This window comes from Roseiconus lacunae (genome assembly GCF_008312935.1).
Taxonomy (GTDB): Bacteria; Planctomycetota; Planctomycetia; order Pirellulales; family Pirellulaceae; genus Stieleria; species Stieleria lacunae.
Window position 1 is genome coordinate 458,945 of sequence record NZ_VSZO01000053.1, and the last position, 17,257, is coordinate 476,201.

Here is a 17,257-nt window from a genome sequence, read left to right on the forward strand (position 1 = left end):
TGGGGCAGTTTGCGTCTTGCCTATCCTCTTCGCTCCTGCGCAAAAAGTCGTGGCAGATGACGTAACCCCAGCCGGATACGATGAAGTTTCCAAAGACGATGTGCTTCGCTGGTTAGACCAACTCGACGGCCGCAAAGCCAGCGACCGCCGGGGAGCCGAACGGGCATTGATCGAAGCCGGGCCAGACGCACTACGTTTTTTGCCGGAATCGCGAAGTAACTTTTCCATCGAAGCGAGCGAACGTCTCGCACGCGTACGAGCGGCGCTGATGGCAAAGAAGACGACCACACAATCCAAAGCGGTTCGCATTAAGTTTTCCGGTTCGATGACGCTTGAAGAAGCGCTGGAAGTCATCAGTCGTGAAACGCAAATTGAATTTGAACACTCTGCCGATTCGTCGCTGCCGATTCAGGCCACGTCGGCTCCGTTGTCATTTTGGAATGCACTCGATTTGGTTCTCGATCAAGCCAACTTGGATGTCAATCATTACGGCGGCGACCGCGAGACGATTTCTTTAGTCCCTCGGGCCGAAGCAAGGCGGCGACGCGTCGATTCGGCGGCCTATGCAGGCGTTTATCGAATTGAACCCACATCGGTTTCGGCGCGGCGTGTCTTTAACGATGGACAACAAAGTGGATTGAATCTTTCGATGGAATTGTGTTGGCAACCCGGAATGACGCCGATCGGGTTGACCATCCCGGTGGATCAATTGTCAGGCAAGCTTGATGACGGAAGTCGCTTGCAGCCTCAGACGACTCAGCGGACGATCGATATCGCTGCTAATCGTGATATCCAATTCAGCGAATTTTATTTGCCCTTGGAACTTCCCGCAGGGAACCCCACCAAAATCGAACGGATCTCAGGGACGATCGATTCAATGTTGCCTGGTAAGACGCACGACTTCGAATTACCCCTGACGAAAATCGGATCTGAAAAAACAGTGGACTCAATGACCGTCAAACTTGAACGGGTGCAACCCAACGGCGGGATTTATGAAGTGCGATTTAACGTCGAGGTCAAAGATGCCAGCGAGGCAATGGAAAGTCATCGTCAATGGCTCTTCCAAAACACCGTCTACGTGATCGATCGCGATGGCAACCGAATCGAAAATCTGGGATACGAACTCTATCGTCGTTCTGAATCGGGCGTGGGAATGGGGTACCTATTCGATATCGATGATTTGGTAGATGCGAAGTTGATTTACTCATCACCAACTTCAATCGTTCGCAGCCGAGTAGACTTCGTTCTCCAGGACATCGCTCTACCTTAGGCAACCCCCAGCGGAGATGAACGCGAGTCATTCCAGCGTCCACCTGAGTCGAATCGAAATCCGTGAACCGAACTCGCTAGCGTCGGGCTAGCTCCTCCAAGTTAGTGTTTCGTCAACCTTTGAAACTAGGATTAGCCGATTGTCGTGAGCCACGGTTGCGGTGCAATCGATGAGGCCAATACCGTCGGCTGATGAGTCGAACCAGAACCCTTCAGTCTAGGCGGAGTACCTGGTAATGCTTTGGATCAACGGGTATCGCTGTCGGCTCTCGAGTTGATTAGGCGTTTTACTCTCGCCATCAGTAACTGAGGTGAATCCCCTGATGCTGCTGCAAACCAACGGTCGCGATCGAGCGTTTCACCGTTTCGTTTGGTTATTGCTTTTAACGGCTGTTTTGAAGCAGACGCACGCGTGGTCTCAAGACCAATTGCGGCCGGAAGACCCTATCCTGTCTATCGACGGCAAGCCACTGTTGGTGGGCGACTTGAATTTGATGCTAAGGTCGAAACTCAATCTCAAGCGTCTCGATCAAGTTCCGATGAATGTCAAGCAAGCCGCGACCGAACAATTGCGTCGCCAGCGTCTGGCAATGCGCGCGATGTTGGAACAAGGCGGCGAGGCAATTCGTCAGCGAATCGATCGCGACTGGACGCTCTTTCTTGACAGTCTTGGCCAACGTGGTGTCGCGATTGAGCAGATTTGCGAACAATATGCCTGCACCGAAACCGCGTTGCGTTCGAACCGTGCCTGGGAAGTTTGCTGGCGTGAGTACCTGCGTTCGAAGTTGACCGAAGCAAATCTCGCACGCTTTTACAAATCCAACGAAGCGGCCTACGCACCAACGGCATGGCGAGTTTCACACTTGTTCTTGCCGATCGAATCCGGCGATATCGAATCTGAACGAGCGGCCAAGCAACGGCTCGCCAATATCCGAGGACAGCTTTCCGAAACCGAAAGTGACTCGGACCAGCAAGCTCGATTGTTCGCAGATCTTTGCAAACAGTTCAGCAAAGGCGCGACTGCCGACGCGGGCGGCGAGATCGGTTGGGTGGCATCGTCGGGGGATCTTCCGGACGCTGTAATGCGAGCGGTGGCGCGTACTGAACCGGAAGGTGTGACCTATCCGGTACGCACCGATTTAGGGTTTCACTTGATCTTGGTACATGAGCGTGAGAGGAAGTCAGTGCCCTTCGAGCAAATTGCCGATCGGACTGTGCTAAAGCGTGACGCCGTGAATCGGCTGTTCGAGACACTTGTAAAGTCACAATCCGACTCCGTCACAGTGGTTTGGTACCAAGAAGCGTTTCGAATGCCGGAGATGAGATCAACCATTGAATGAGACATCGACCGCATCATCCCTTGAGATAGGTGGCGCCCAGTGGGGGGCGTCGCATCGCGAGATCATTTTCGCCGGAGAGTCGCGACGGTTGATTGAGTGGGCAGCAGAAATGGCTGCCCGAGTAGATGGAATTGGTATCCACTCGCCCGCCGTCTTTATTCGTGCGTCGTTCCTGATGATCGATGTGCGGGATGCAGCATTTTGTCGCGACCGTGCACCGGGGCGATATCGCCAGCCGAATGGCGTTATGATCTGAAGCCAACGGGTGACTTGGCCTTCGCTTCCGACCGCGCATAAAAAACGCGTCCAGGAAGTTGGGGCAAAACCTCCTGAACGCTTCGGTGACAACAGTTGTCACCGCTGCTGAGGATACAAAGACATCGAGTGATCGTCGAGTACAATCTTAGATTCTTTTGCAGGATATCGGGTGATTTGATACCCCGCCCCTTTTGTTGTTGGACACTTAGGGGACAATCAGAGTGATCTGGAGGAGTGTTCCACCAATTCTGGCACATTTCCGACAAATGGACAGCCCTCTTAGTGAGACAACTCGCCGCACGCTTCCTGCTGCTTCGCAGTATTCTTCCGCAGTGACATCCCGCAGCGCTATTCCGCAGTGAAACAAGGTCAAGATGCGACACAGACTTGATAGGGCTCTTGAGATCCTCCGACTTGTGCAGTCGGGCGTCGCGTCCGACCCACACGCGATTACATCTAAGCTGAACGTCAACCGTCGGACATTTTATCGTGACATCGCGTTCTTGAAGGAGCTTGGCGTCGAGATCAGTTTTGACCATGGCGAGGGGCGATATCGGATCGAGGGTTTGACTGGCGCCAATCCGGGAGACAATTCGGAACGATTCCAACAGGTCATCGGGCAAGCATTGCGTCAATCGAGTGAGTCATCAACGGTGGTATCGATCGTTCGTCATGCCGCGGCAATCTTGACCGGGGAGACCGATTTCGCTGATCGCTCAAGTGAATCGACGACTGCGTCGACAGAAGGGTTACCGAGCGAGCCGTCCCGGCGGACTTGTTCACCTGGCCAAGATCGGCAGCTTACCCCAGGTTCCTCTGGGTGGGTTGATTCTCGCGCGAATTTAGGGGTGTTGGTCGACGCGATGGATCACCGCCGCAGAATCCTTGTGATTTCGTCTGAACTTGGCGGTTCGGCGCATGAAGGTCGCCACGTATTAATTCGTCAAATTACGATCAACAACGACGAGGTGATAATCGAAGGCATTGACCTAAATGGACGCCTTGTTCGAACGGCGTCATCGTCGATCAGCCGGGATGACGATGGGGTGTTAAAGAGCAGGACGGCGGAGGCTGTTGGCAAGCTTTAGTTTGGAATAAAAGAAGTCTTCATCCATTGTGGGGTCTTTGTGGCTATTAGGAATTCGACCATTTCTTCCCACGTGAGTTTTAAAAACTCGCAAGGAGTCGCGGCCGACGGCACGCTCGTTCGATTGTCCCGGCAGAATGTTGTCTTTGAAGTTTACAATCCGTACTCCATTGTCCAGCTTTCTGAGGTCCTCGACGAACTTAAGATTCACCAGGGCAACCGTGCGACGTACGAGGGACGCGCGGTGATCACCGGGCTGCTCAATACCGGGCTGATCTTGATCGTCTCGGCATCTTTGGTGGACCCGTGGTCTGATTTAAAAGACTTGCATCCGGGGGAAACGCTGCGATCGTTCGTCCGAGATTTCGTAAGTGACTGGGATGACGCAAACGCTCGTGTCGGGGATCGATTTCGAAACTCAGTTTCGAACCTCCGGAATTATCTCCAGGAGTTACGGCGGTGGTTGGAACACTGGGAGATGGAAGCTGACATCGATCGTGAATCCAACTCGCGGCGAGTGCTGGACTTTGTCGTCGACGTTGACCAGGAAATCTATCCTAAGTTTGCCGACTTGAACGGGGAGTTCGAGGAGGCAACGCGAGAGGTGCCGCGTAAAGATGCGCCTTTCCATCGCGCGTTGGCCCAGCGTGAATTGCATCCGCTGTTAATGGTGTCACCCTTCATGAATCGGGCGTTCAACAAACCGCTCGGCTATGCCGGTGACTTTGAAATGGTGCGGATGATGCTCAATGATCCCTGGGAGGGGACGAACACCTACGCGAAGCTCGTTAATGCTTCGGCCCTTCGTCATGACGCGCCGGCCGCGCACCGCAACCGGATCGAGTTGCTGGAAAAAGCGATCACCCGTGAGACGAAATACGCGTTGGCAACGCGATCGGGCTTCTTAGCAAGCCCGAACGTGCAGGCCGGCGATGTCCAGCCTCTGCCCGGGCGCGTGCAGATTCTCAATATCGGTTGTGGACCGGCTGAAGAAGTCGCGCGATTCATGCACCACGATTCTGTCTCAGAGAAGGCTGACTTTCGACTCGTCGACTTTAATCGCGAAACGCTCGACCATGTTGAAGCAAACTTGCTTCCAAAGGCTCGACGGGTCCGACCGGAAATGAAGTTGGTCACCGAACAGCGCAGTGTGCACGAGATCTTGAAGATGTCACAAGAATCCGGGCACGAAAACGCGTTCAAGCAAAAATACGACATGGTCTACTGCGCTGGATTATTTGACTATTTACGTGACGCGACGTGCGGATTTTTACTGGAGCTTTTCTACGAGTGGGTGCATCCCGGTGGACTCGTGTTGGTGACCAACGTGACTCCCAACCATTCATCGGTCGCGATGATGGGGATGGTGCTCGACTGGAATTTGGAATTGCGAAACCAGCAGGAGATGAAGGAACTTGCGCCACAACTGGGGGGGCAGGAAACGTACGTCGATGACACCGGCGTGAATGTATTCCTTGAAATACGGAAGCCCTCTGAATGAACGAAGCTACTACGCGTCGTGATTATGGCTCTCCGGATGATCATGAAGCGTTTGTCATGTCCGAGCGACAGCATCGCTGCTACTGGGCGGACATCGGTCTGTCCTTGGGAGCGATACTGATGCCAGCAGGTGCGATCTTGGACTGGTTTCTTTATCCAGACGCGTTCGTTCATCTGCTTGCCGGACGTTTGATCGCAACGGTTTTCTTAGTCGCCGGACTATTGACCCGACAACTCTGGTCGGCCGGCAAATTGTTTTCGCCGGTCAGCTTCTTGTTGGTATTTATCCCAGGCGCTTTCATGTGCTGGATGATGTATGCGACCGATGCGGGGCAGTCCCGATACTATTTCGGGTTGATCCTGCTCATGATCATCGTGCAGATGTTGGGCTTTAGTGCCACCGAAGCGCTGGTTTGCTGCTTGTCATTGATCACCGTTTATGTGGGGACGTTGGTAATGGCTGACGGCGTGTCGGTGTTATCAACCGACGCGGCAATTGAGGGTTGCTTTTTTCTATCGGTTTGTACCGCAGCGTGTGTCACCGTCTGTTACACCTACCGCAAAAATCGCTTCGAAGCCTACTGTTTGAATCAGGACCTGGTCGAAAAAGAACGCCAGCGGCGGGAATCCATTTTGCAATTGCGTGATACCGAGCAGCAACTCGTCCACAGCGAAAAGATGCGAGCGATCGCCGGAGTTGCGGCCGGCTTATTGCATGAAATTAACAACCCGGTGAACTATTCATTGATGGCGATCAAGGTGCTGAGGAAGCGACTTGCTAAGGGCAAGGATCCCAGCGAAATGATCGCCGACATCGAAGAAGGTGTGACTCGAATAAGCCACATCGTCACCGACCTACGTTCATTCGCCCACCCCGAGCAACTGGCCGTCCGAACCGACTTTGTTTTGATCGACGCAGTCACGACGGCGATTCGTTTTCTAACTCATGAGCTTCCTGATGGGCGAGTCAAACTTGACGAGGCATCGCTGCGAGCGACCGTTAGCGGAGCGCAAAGCCAAATTGTCCAAGTGTTGCTGAATTTAATTCACAACGGCGAGCGTGCGATTCGAGACTTTCAATCGTCTCAACAGGAACACGCAGCGGAAAGGCAAGGAAGCGAATCCGATGCGACAAATCGCCGTCGACATATCCACGTTTCCGCCGTCTGCCACGACGATCATGTCACCGTGACCGTCGCCGACGAGGGGATTGGGATGGATGAATCGCAGATCGCGCAAGCCACGCAGCCGTACTTCACGACCCGAACGGGGGAAGGATTGGGGCTGGGACTAGGAATTTGCGACACAATCGTTCAAGCGCACGGCAGTTCTATTCAAATCACGAGTACACCTGGACAGGGAACCAGGGTAGAATTCGAACTACCGCTGGCAACCGATTCACGATCGCCTGCGGCCTTATCAAAACAAGCAGTGTCGGGAATCCCTCCCGGGTCTTCGCTGGCTTCGACGCAAAATAGCTGAACACTTCAGTTGTAGGCCCCTTTCTTAGCCGACAATTGATTCTTCAGGGCATGAATTCGGCGCGGTGGTGGTTTCTGATCCTACGCCTTCTGGGCTACGGCAAAATGTATCCGCGTCATAAATGCTGTGACGTTGCCTACTTTCTTGATAATACACTGCCCGATTAGACGCCACTTTACACTTCGTCAAATTGCACCACGTTATGAACAACATGCTGCCAACCGATCAAAAGGTGGTTCTTTATGTCGACGATGAAACAACCGCGTTGAAATACTTCGAGCAGTTGTTTGGCGATGATTTTCAAATCGAAACAGCCGCTAACGGTGAAGACGGTTGGACCTTTATCGAACAGCACGCCGAAAGAATCGCCGTGTTAGTCACCGATCAACGAATGGGGGAAGTCAGTGGTGTCGATTTGATGGAGCGTGTCCAACATCGCTATCCACAAATTGTTCGAATTTTGGTTACCGCGTACACGCAGCTTGACTACGCAGTGCAAGCGGTCAACGAAGGCGGCGCGTTTCGTTATCTGACCAAGCCGATTGACGAAGGCGAAATGATTGGGACGCTAAAACGTGCTTTTGATTTTCATGACCTGATCGTACAGCGTGAAAAGCTGTTGAAAGAAAAGCTAAGTGTGTTTCATCGCCTTATCGTGATGGATCGCGTTCGAGGGTTGGCGACCGCGGTCACCGCATTCGGTAGTCAGCTACGTGACTCGTGGGGGGCCTTCGAAAGCTACATGCAGCAATCGCCGATCGAACATCGACTCAAGGTCCAGATGGCCGACTTGGCCGAATTGAACGTTGCCGCGATCGCAAAAAACGAAGCCTTGCAGATGGTCACAACGGTCGATCAATTGCTTCAAGAGACGACTCTCTGTTCGAGCGGCTGGCAAGAGTCGGTCGACTTGGTCCAGGCCATACAGACCGTCGCGGAACGAAGCGCTAGGGAAATGTTTGACGATGACTTAGATTTGGCCGTCGTCGCGGATGGCACTTTTTGCATCGAATCCGATCCAGGGATGCTGCAAAAGTTGGTCGAAATTATGATTCGCCGAATGGCCGACGTCCAAGATCAGCCAACCAAACTAACCCTGACGGTCACACCGCGCGGTGATGAAGTTGCCCTCGATTTGAAGGGCATGTTTCGTTCGCTCGATGAGGATCAGCTTGCGTCATTTTTTTCGGCCGTGATCCCGATTCGCCAATGGCCCATCGGTATGGATATGGATTTGATGAGCACGTTCTTATTGACCCATCATCTTGGTGGTCGTGTGCGTATCGAACCTCACCCGCCATCGGGACCTGCCATCCGCGTCACACTACCGCGAACGCGAGCCCAAGCATTGACAGAGGATCGTCGGATCACCGCTGAGTCGTTCGATAAGGTCTATCGATCACTTGAAACTTGGATCGATGAAAGCAGCGAACTGATGCAACGCTAATCAGGTATGCCGTATCGCATGGCGGGGGGCTCTTCACGAATTCATGACCCACCGGGCTCCTGCTTATCGATCGGTATGTTTGGTCTGAGGCCCGAACCGTTCAACCAGTCGTTCCGATGCGAATTGCATCAACACGACGGCGAGAAGGACATTCGCAAATACGGTTGCCAACAGTGAGAACGCACTAAATCCAAGTAGGCCGGCGATCGAAGCCAATGCAAAACAGATAAACGTTGCTCCAAGCATGTTTCATTCCTCATCATTCGGTGGTAAGTAGATTCCATCTTCGACGCTGCCGGAAGCGAATGATGTGCCATAGCATTGCCCTGAAAAATACTCACGGACGCCCGGGATTTTTACACCGCGTCATGAACTCGCCTGGGTGACGAATCTTCCGTTAACCAGTTTTGATTTTCGCATTGCGAGTGGCAGGTTCAATCACCTGCTGCATCTTTGATCACATCTCGCGCAGAAGTCGCGCAATCCTTGGGCAAGCTTGTGTAGCACGGTATTTGCCGGTGATTTTCCTACACAATTGCTGGGGGATTGTTCGTGGTTCTGTTTCAGGGGCGATGGCAATTCTGTGTTAGTGGGGGCTCGTTGTCCCTTGTCGGTGATTGTGTTCAGGAATCACAACGGTGTTCTGATCACCTTTGAGAATTTAGCAATGGGCTGCATTTATCGGGAACTCCGGGGGGATCCAGATGCTAAACCCAAAGACTCGTGTTTACCTGCTTAGAGGACTATTTAAAGTCGATTCGCTTACGATGGCGGCCTTCACCCAAAATCCCATACTCCCATTCCGCAGCGACGGTCGCATCGCCATCGCCGAATTCGCGGATCAGCCAGCCACGTTTGACGGCGGGAGAATTCGACGGAGGCACGCGACGTCGCTGCTCGATTCGCTGTGGATCGATCAACACGAGGGCTGGATTAGATGCGGCGAGCTTCTGGTAGTAACCTTCCGGAGAGAGTTCGTGGTACCGCAAGTCGGCTTTCTTTTTCGCGATCCATTGCGCGCCCGGGCCCAGCTGATCGATCATCCACCGTTTACTCAGCCAGTCGACGCGCCCGAGGCTGGGCGTCATGTTCTTGGCATCGCGTCGAAACGCCGTCACGACGTCTAGCAATTCCTGCCACCGAGTGATGACTAGTTCTGCCTCACCGCGGCGCTCGATCGCGACGCCGGCGATAAATTTTTTCGCCGCCTTTAAATAGTGGCGCTGGATTTCAATTGCGTTCATATCGCCGCGGCTGGTCCGTACTCGGCGAACAAGGTTCCAGTCACGCGTGATTTCATGCAGGGAGCGAACGACGCGCGGCAGGCGCAGAAGTGGTTTTGTCTGTCCGGATTCAATCATGTCCAAAATCAGGGAGACTTGGCCGACTTTGACATACTCGGCGAGGTCAGAAAGGTTCGAATCGGACAGGCCAATCTGTAGCCGTTGTCGTTTTTTGAACATTGAAATCGTTGACGTCCACGACAAGAACGACTTGGCACAGAATTGCCCGATCCAATGTCCGAAGACAAAAATCGGGCGTTCGCCATCATAGCTTCCCATGTCAGAAACGACATCAATCGCCATCGCTTTTGCGCTCAACCGAAAGCGTCCGTCGTGGTCTAGGTCTCCGCTGCCACAAAGTGCCACTCGCGATACCAGCAGCGGAGCGAGAAAACGGCGCTGCTTCCGAAACGCGACTTGCTTTGCGACCAATCGCAACAAAACAATGGTCGGCCAATTGACCAGACGGAGTAATTTCGTCAGCGTCGTTTTGATCCATCCGGGCAACGTTTCGAATAGTTGCCCCACCGATTGCTCTCCGTTGCCTTGTTCGATCGAATCGGCGGACTTTCGAACGGCTCTGGCAAACTGCTGATGCCGCAACCGAATGGCAAAGACCAATGAAGCAGTAACTGCCAGAATTGGTAGCGTGAAGATCAGGCTGAAGATCTGTGTGATCCAGAGCACGGTCACGCAAATGCGATAGAGGATTAGCCAAACCCCGGTCGCCACGATGGCTTCATAGTTTTCTTGGCATCCGTAGACGTGCCCCAGTGCATCCGTACTGTTTTTCAGAATCCGCAGGTCCAGCGGCGAGTCAACTTTTGTGGCCGCTTCGGTGACCAACTGGTCGATCGACCGCTGGCAGGCAAGCAGCTCATCGGGGCTGGAGACTTCGGGTGTCGCGATTTCAACCAATCCACCTGGAATCGCGTGCAAGGTTGGGTGCGATTCGAACGTGACCGCACCTCCGCTGGCAAGAAACATCTGATCGGCGTCGTAGTACCCCCGTACCGTCGGTTGATCACGTCGAATCGCTTCGCAAATCATCGAGTAAATATTAGCGCTAGCCGGAAGATCAGCCGTCGCCAAATCGGGGCGGTTTGCGATTAAAGTCGCGTACTCCGTCTCAAGCCCCATCAGTCGGCTGACGAGTTGGCCTTCAGGTGACTCAAATTTCGTGTGGCTGGTTTGGCGTTCGCTGCTCATCGTCAGCCATTCTCGATGTGGGGAAGACTCACAGTGGTAGCCATTATCTTAGCGGAATCGATTCTTTCGCCGATCTGCTAGAAAAAAAGTTTGCCAATTCGTATGTCCCGAGGGGGCTCAAAACGGCTCGGGGGAAGTTGCATTAGCGTCGCCAATGGAGCGGCGGACGCCAGGTGATTGAAATGTGGGGAGTTGTGTCTTCACGTCAGTTGATCGTTTTGCAGACGAACCTGCCGCCACGAACGTTGTAGCGGAGCCTGACGCGACCTTCGAGCAATCGTTCGTTCAAGAGTGGGCGACCAGACAGTTTCAAAAATCCATGTGCGGTTCCAATTTTCACGGCAGGTCAATTGGTGGATCCTTTGCGATCGTCGAAGATTCAAATGGGTGGTCGACGATTTCGAAGGTGCCAATTGCAATCGGACTGGTCGAACTTCTGCTAGCGTTCCCATTCACTTTGGACCATTCTATGCCCAGCAGATCGTCTGTTTGTTTCCTACGAATTGGTTGTCTAGATGATGCTGAAGACTGTCCGGCAAGTCGTCCTCTCGTTAGTTGTTGTAATCGTAGTGCGTTCCACGGACGTCTCCGTGGTCAATGCTCAAGAGATCCGATCTTGGATCATTCGCTATGAGTCCGACAAAAACACGCTCAACCGCCGCTTTCGAATTCCACTTCATTCGAAAGCTCGGACCCTCACTGAACAGACAACGAAGAACTGGTTGAAAAGGTTGCGACAAGTCGACTTTGACAAGCTCGATCGAGTTAGCAAGACCGACTACTTGCTGTTTCGTTCGGAACTCGAGTATCAACTCGCGAACGATCAACTGCAATGGAAACGTGACGATGCCGCGGCGAAGTTGCTCCCATACGCCGATCGGTTGGTCCAGTTCTGTGTCGACCGCGAGGATGTCAAACCTATCGAACCGATGGACATTGCCGGGTTGTTCGATTCGGTCGCCGCCGAGGCTGAGCGATTGGTGAAAGACGTCACGCCGGCACAGGAAAACAGCAAGGATGATCCGGTCACGTCAGTATCGGCAGCGGATTCTGAGTGGGAAGTCAAGCGGCAACTGGATGGGCTACGAGCCGCCGAGTTGCTTGCACGATTAGAGGATTGCTTGCGAGAAGCCCATCGCTTTTATGATGGTTATGATCCGGGATACAGTTGGTGGGCTGAACAGCCCATGAAACGTTTGCAAGGTGCATTGCGATCGCACCGCACAGCGATCCGTGAAACGCTTGTCGGCGTGCCGGAGTCAGACGAAGAAACAATCATCGGATTGCCGATCGGGGCCGAAGGGTTAAAGCTCGAATTGCAACACGAATGGATTGCACATACGCCAGCCGAATTGATTGAACTCGCAAATCGCGAAATGCAATGGTGCGACGAGCAGATGGCTGCGGCGTCTCAAGAATTGGGGTTTGGCGATGATTGGAAGGCGGCGCTGAATCATACGAAATCGAAGCATGTTCAGCCCGGTGAGCAGCCGCAGATGATTCGCGACCTTGCTTGGGAGGCAATTCGATTTTTAGATTCGCACGACTTAGTCACCGTTCCACCGTTGGCAGCCAATGGTTGGCGGGTCACGATGATGTCACCTGAACGCCAACGCGTGAACCCCTATTTTTTAGGCGGCCCCATGATCATCGTATCGTTCCCAACGAACGAGATGACTCATGATGAAAAGCTGATGAGCATGCGTAGCAACAACGAGCATTTTGCTCGCGCGACGGTTCATCACGAGTTGATTCCCGGCCACCATCTGCAGCATTACATGTTGCCTCGGTACAAGGCGTATCGTTCGATTTTCCGTACGCCTTTCTGGATCGAAGGCTGGGCGTTGTACTGGGAAATGCTGCTTTGGGATCTCGACTTTGCACAGAGTGCGGAGGATCGAGTGGGAATGTTATTCTGGCGAAAACATCGCTGCGCACGCATCATTTTTTCTCTGAGCTATCACTTGGGAACCATGTCGCCGGAGCAGTGCATTGATTACCTGGTCGAAAGAGTCGGACACGAACGGTCGGCGGCGACCGCAGAAGTCCGGCGATCGATCATGGGAGGCTACAGTCCGCTTTATCAAGCGGCGTACATGCTGGGCGGTCTACAGCTACGGGCGTTGCACGAAGACTTGGTGATTGGCGGCAAGATGACGAACCGCGAATTTCACGACGCCGTTTTACACGAGCACTGTATCCCCATCGAAGTCTTACGGAACTTCATGACCGATCAACCGCTAACCAAAGAAACTCGTGCGTCTTGGCGTTTCGCGGATTAGCGAATACGGGTGTCAAATCCGGATGTGAGTATTCGCCGTTTCAAGGCATTAGGATGCCTGAGATCGCATCGATTTACGATAGTACTTGCGTCCGGATTGTTCCGGTGCGAATGTCCGCTCAAGTTCTCGTTTGTGTTTTCGGAACCAATAAGCGACGATTCCTAGTGAGTAGGGAAACGGTCCATGAACGTGATCGGTGGGCCCCTCCAACAGGGCTCGCCAGTGCTTGATCACTGGTTTCATTGCCATGTAAGCGTCACGGCCGATCGGAGTTGCGGCCACCGAGATCACTTCGCCGCCGTGAAGTAAGTACCAGTTGTGGCAACCGTCGTAGCCCGGAACGGCATATACGAAACTGAATCGGCGTCGGGCTTCGGCTAGCATCGTCAACTTTCGATGCACGTATTGAATCGATTTCAATGTCCGATGAACTCGTCCGGCCAACTCGTATTGCTGGTTCGCCGCGGCGCTCTGCATTTGTTCTTCCAAAGCCGTTAACGGCTCATCATTGAATCCGTCAAGGAAACTCTCGGCGGCGGCGACTTGCTGAAAGTATTCCGCTCGCGTGCAAGCGGCGGCGCATGGACCGCTACAGGTTCCCAGTTCGAAACGGAGACATCCGGCCCGGTGCTCGAGATCGAAAAGCGACAGTTGTTCAGAAAACTGGAAGACTTGTTGCTGGCTGCAGTCACGAAGTCGAAAGACTTTGTTAAGCGCGTCGACTGCGACATTCATTCGGCTGGTGCCAAAGAACGGGCCTTGGATCGCGAGGTAGTCCGTGGGGACTTTGGGGGAGAGGTAAAACGTCGGAACCGACCCGCGCCCTAGGCATAAGTAAACCGGCCGCTGGCGTTTGGGAACCCCCTGGACATTCCATCGCGGAATGAATTGGCGGATCAACTGCTGTTCTCGAAGCAGCGCCGCGAACTCACTCGGCTGAGTTTCCCACTGAATGACACGCGTATTTTCAATGATCCGCCCCGATTTTTCGTCTTCGTTGGCGGCACTGAAATAACTGAGAAGACGCGATCGAAGCGACTTACTTTTGCCGACATAGATTAAATCCCCATGGCGATCGAGCATCCCGTACACCCCCGGTACACGAGGGCAGGACTCGATCAGCTGACGACGCAGCTCGTTTTTTTGCAAGCCACCGACGACATCGATCGGACGAGGACTACGAGGATTGAATGGATCGACACCGAACCCGAATTCCATTCGATCTGACGATAGCGCGTCCAACGGCTTTCCCTCCCTGCGAAGATCCCTCTTTTACGATGAACGCATTATGACGGATTTTCACGTCCTTGGGAAATCGATTTCAACATCGAATGTCCGATAACAACATGACGTGCGAAGGAACTGCTGTATCCTTTCGGGGATGCTAGGGAGCAATCGATCGCACCCGAATGGGCCATTTTCCCCATTCGCGGTTGCGAGCGTCCGCCACGCTTAGCTCCGCCGGCTTGCCGGTTGCTTAGAACCGTTGAAAGGAGGGTTTCAGGCCTTCGAACCAGCTTGCACTGATTGGTCCAGTGGCTCATTCACCGATTCGGTAAGTTTTGTTTGAGTCTGTCGGCAGAATGACAGCAACTCGTTTGAGAATTGCAGCATGTCGAGCCAGGAGATCTCTTCACTGGCTGCTTGATCCCGAATCCTTTCGGCGGCCGTCGCGATCGGCACGATGCCCGAGTGACGAGCGTACTTCGAGAGGCGGTCCGCCAGTGGGACAAGATTATCGGCGTCTTGGTTTCCGATCAAATCGGCAAGACGTTCGACCTGAATCCCGATTTGAAATGCGATCTCCTCACCACAGAAGTCCCGAGTGAAATCGGGCTTGGAGGTGACGATCGATTCGAAGGCGAGGACGATTGTCGGATTGAATCGGGTTCCCGATTGTCGGCGGATGTCTTCGAGTGCTTGTTCGTGAGGGATGCCTTTTCGATAGAGATTGCCGGCGACAAGGGTGTCGTAATAATCACAGACGGCGAGCAGTTGTGATGCCGTTGGGACGTCGTGGCACTCGGATGATTCGATTTGGTCGTACGGGGTTTTGAGTTGCTCTAAGATCGACGTTAGCGTTTCATTCTCGAAGGCTGTCGCGATCAGTTCGATACCTAGCCGATCGTATTCGGCTATGAGCGCTAGTTCGTTTACGGTCAGTTGATCTGCCTTGAGCAGCAATTCATCAGGGATGCCAATTCTTCCGATGTCGTGCAGTAGTGCTGCGACTTCCAGCAGCGCTGATAGCTTGCCATCGATCGTCTCCGCAGAAACACGCCGGCAGAGTTCTGCGACGCGACGACTGTGAGCCACCGTTTCGGGATCGCGATAGGCGAGCGACGTCAGCATCGCGTTGACCGCCGGATAGGAGATTGGATTCTCCGGCTGATCGCGTCCCGTATCATCGACCTCCATATTCGCGAGTGACGGTTGGAATGGAACCACACAGTTGCGTCCGTTGCGTTTCGCGGCATACAGACAGACGTCCGCCTGGTTAATGAGTTCTTGTGGGTCTTCGGCTTCAAATCTAGTTTCCGAGACACCGATACTGGCCGTTAAGCGAAGCTCGGCGGGATCGTCGAAGGTGATCGCTTCGATCGCAAGGCGTGTTTCTTCGGCTAGTTTGATGGCCAATTCGAATGATTTTCCTGGTAGCAGCACACAGAATTCTTCACCACCATAGCGGCAGACCAAACCGTGATCGCTGTGCATCTCACGAAGCACCCGCGATACCTGACGAAGCACCTCGTCCCCGACCGCATGCCCGTAAGTGTCGTTGACGTTTTTGAAATGATCGTTGTCGATCATGATGCACGACAGCGGTTTCTCTTGAATCGCGGCGGCGCTCCAGAGTTTGTTGAAACGCTGGAAGAAAGCTCGGCGATTCATGCACCCGGTCAATGCGTCTTGAGTAGCCAGGATTTCAAGTTCGCGGTTCTTGCGTTCGATCTCGTCACGGCTTTCCCGCAACATCTTCAGCATTGTTTCTAATTCGGCTCGATGTTCTTCGATATGCGTGACATCCCGGAAGGTTGCCAAGGCGCCCCTCCCCGCATCTTCACCGCCGATCGGGGCGGCATTAACCGAAAAAATCCGTCGCTTTCCGTTTCCGTCATGCAGATGCATGATCTTTTCGGTGATCGTTGCCGATTCATCGATGGCCGTCATCCACGGATATTCCTGGTCGACGTCTTCTTCGTCGAACATCCATTCAAGGTCGTTAGCACTCGATTTGACGAGTGCGTCAGCGGCGACGTCGATGGTTTCGGCAAATGCTCGGTTTGCCAAGACGATCTTGGCTTTCTCGTCGAGAACTAACAGTCCTTCCGCCAGCGTATCAAGAGCTTGACGCACTCGATCGGGGACAACCTGGGTGTTGGTAAACACGCGCATGACTTTGCCGACGAATACCGTGTATCCGAACAAGCCGGCAATGCAATAGAAGGCCAGCAAACGTAGGAGTGGATGTTCGGTGATCGCACCAAGCTGGGATTGATCGGGGGCATGAAAACAGAATTCAACTTCACCCCACGGTCGCCGGTTCAATGTGATTGGGACGACGACTGGGTCGACACCCGTTGGGTCGGATGCTAAACGATTCCAAAGCTCATCATGGTGCCCGGCGTCGACTTTTAGATAGCCACGGCTGTTGCGAACACCGATTGAAATCAGATCTTTATCGCGATCGACGATCGTTTGTGCCGAGATCCGCAGGTCGATCCATTGTTGCTTGCGAACATGAGATGCCGCGTTGATCGCCACGGATTCGGCCAACCGACGTCGTGAATCGCTCTTGATTTGCGCAACGTCCGGCAATAGTCCGAACCACTGGCTGCCCAAAATCAGGCTTGCCCCGAGGCAGACGATGGCGAACGCCAAGCGTATCGACTGGAAATAGACCCTACCCAAGGCAATTCAAATGAGAAGGCGAGTGAAACGGGATTGACCCTCAAACAAAATGCGAATCGCTGGCTCCGGAAACCATGCGGTTTTGCAACGTGGAAGTTTTGCTCGCGCTTATACCAAAGATTAGGATGTCGGCGATTCCATACGGTTGGTTGCAGAAAAGTCCGTGGTGCCGATCCATCCTCAGCGAT

At 53.5% G+C, this 17,257-nt stretch carries 11 protein-coding genes; 7 read left to right on the forward strand and 4 right to left on the reverse strand.

All coding sequences use genetic code 11. From position 1 onward, the window contains the following. Positions 1-49: 49 nt before the first annotated feature. From FYC48_RS24720 to FYC48_RS24745, 6 genes are all read left to right on the forward strand, one after another. Positions 50-1,270 carry a hypothetical protein gene (locus tag FYC48_RS24720; protein WP_149499455.1) on the forward strand — a complete coding sequence of 407 codons (1,221 nt, stop codon included), beginning with the start codon at positions 50-52 and terminating at the stop codon, positions 1,268-1,270. 322 nt (positions 1,271-1,592) lie between these two features. After that, on the forward strand, positions 1,593-2,609 hold the full coding sequence (locus FYC48_RS24725) for a peptidylprolyl isomerase (protein WP_149499456.1): 1,017 nt from the start codon (positions 1,593-1,595) through the stop codon (positions 2,607-2,609). A 632-nt stretch (positions 2,610-3,241) separates the two neighbouring features. After that, positions 3,242-3,955, forward strand: a complete 714-nt coding sequence (locus tag FYC48_RS24730; protein WP_149499457.1) for an HTH domain-containing protein — start codon at positions 3,242-3,244, stop codon at positions 3,953-3,955. Positions 3,956-4,027: 72 nt separating this feature from the next. Continuing rightward, a complete protein-coding gene (locus tag FYC48_RS24735) occupies positions 4,028-5,455 on the forward strand; it encodes a methyltransferase domain-containing protein (RefSeq protein ID WP_149499458.1) in 1,428 nt (475 codons plus the stop codon). Further along, the gene (locus FYC48_RS24740; RefSeq protein ID WP_149499459.1) at positions 5,452-6,936 is read left to right on the forward strand and encodes an ATP-binding protein; all 1,485 of its coding nucleotides are present in this window, start codon (positions 5,452-5,454) and stop codon (positions 6,934-6,936) included. Before FYC48_RS24735 ends, FYC48_RS24740 begins: the two co-directional genes overlap by 4 nt. Before the next feature lie 202 nt (positions 6,937-7,138). Then, positions 7,139-8,383: a response regulator gene (locus tag FYC48_RS24745; protein WP_149499460.1), complete on the forward strand. Its 1,245-nt coding sequence runs from the start codon at positions 7,139-7,141 to the stop codon at positions 8,381-8,383. 63 nt (positions 8,384-8,446) lie between these two features. Here FYC48_RS24745 and FYC48_RS24750 read toward each other — a convergent pair whose 3' ends face one another. Both FYC48_RS24750 and FYC48_RS24755 read right to left on the reverse strand, forming a co-directional pair. Continuing rightward, the gene (locus FYC48_RS24750) at positions 8,447-8,629 is read right to left on the reverse strand and encodes a hypothetical protein (protein WP_149499461.1); all 183 of its coding nucleotides are present in this window, start codon (positions 8,627-8,629) and stop codon (positions 8,447-8,449) included. 497 nt (positions 8,630-9,126) lie between these two features. Next, positions 9,127-10,875: a proteasome accessory factor PafA2 family protein gene (locus FYC48_RS24755; protein WP_149499462.1), complete on the reverse strand. Its 1,749-nt coding sequence runs from the start codon at positions 10,873-10,875 to the stop codon at positions 9,127-9,129. Between the two features lie 569 nt (positions 10,876-11,444). Here FYC48_RS24755 and FYC48_RS24760 point away from each other — a divergent pair. After that, the gene (locus FYC48_RS24760) at positions 11,445-13,157 is read left to right on the forward strand and encodes a DUF885 family protein (RefSeq protein WP_160149753.1); all 1,713 of its coding nucleotides are present in this window, start codon (positions 11,445-11,447) and stop codon (positions 13,155-13,157) included. A gap of 48 nt (positions 13,158-13,205) precedes the next feature. On the opposite strand, the gene FYC48_RS24765 is transcribed toward FYC48_RS24760, so the two are convergent. Further along, positions 13,206-14,399, reverse strand: coding sequence for a GIY-YIG nuclease family protein (locus FYC48_RS24765; protein WP_235034413.1), 1,194 nt, complete (start codon positions 14,397-14,399; stop codon positions 13,206-13,208). A 258-nt stretch (positions 14,400-14,657) separates the two neighbouring features. After that, the gene (locus FYC48_RS24770; protein WP_160149754.1) at positions 14,658-17,069 is read right to left on the reverse strand and encodes a diguanylate cyclase; all 2,412 of its coding nucleotides are present in this window, start codon (positions 17,067-17,069) and stop codon (positions 14,658-14,660) included. Positions 17,070-17,257: the final 188 nt, after the last annotated feature.

Bases quoted from the DNA above. Each gene is read 5' to 3' on its own strand.
- FYC48_RS24725 (WP_149499456.1), top strand. From the start codon at position 1,593: ATGCTGCTGCAAACCAACGGTCGCGATCGAGCGTTTCACCGTTTCGTT.
- FYC48_RS24730 (WP_149499457.1), top strand. From the start codon at position 3,242: ATGCGACACAGACTTGATAGGGCTCTTGAGATCCTCCGACTTGTGCAG.
- FYC48_RS24740 (WP_149499459.1), top strand. From the start codon at position 5,452: ATGAACGAAGCTACTACGCGTCGTGATTATGGCTCTCCGGATGATCAT.
- FYC48_RS24745 (WP_149499460.1), top strand. From the start codon at position 7,139: ATGAACAACATGCTGCCAACCGATCAAAAGGTGGTTCTTTATGTCGAC.
- FYC48_RS24750 (WP_149499461.1), bottom strand. From the start codon at position 8,629: ATGCTTGGAGCAACGTTTATCTGTTTTGCATTGGCTTCGATCGCCGGC.
- FYC48_RS24755 (WP_149499462.1), bottom strand. From the start codon at position 10,875: ATGAGCAGCGAACGCCAAACCAGCCACACGAAATTTGAGTCACCTGAA.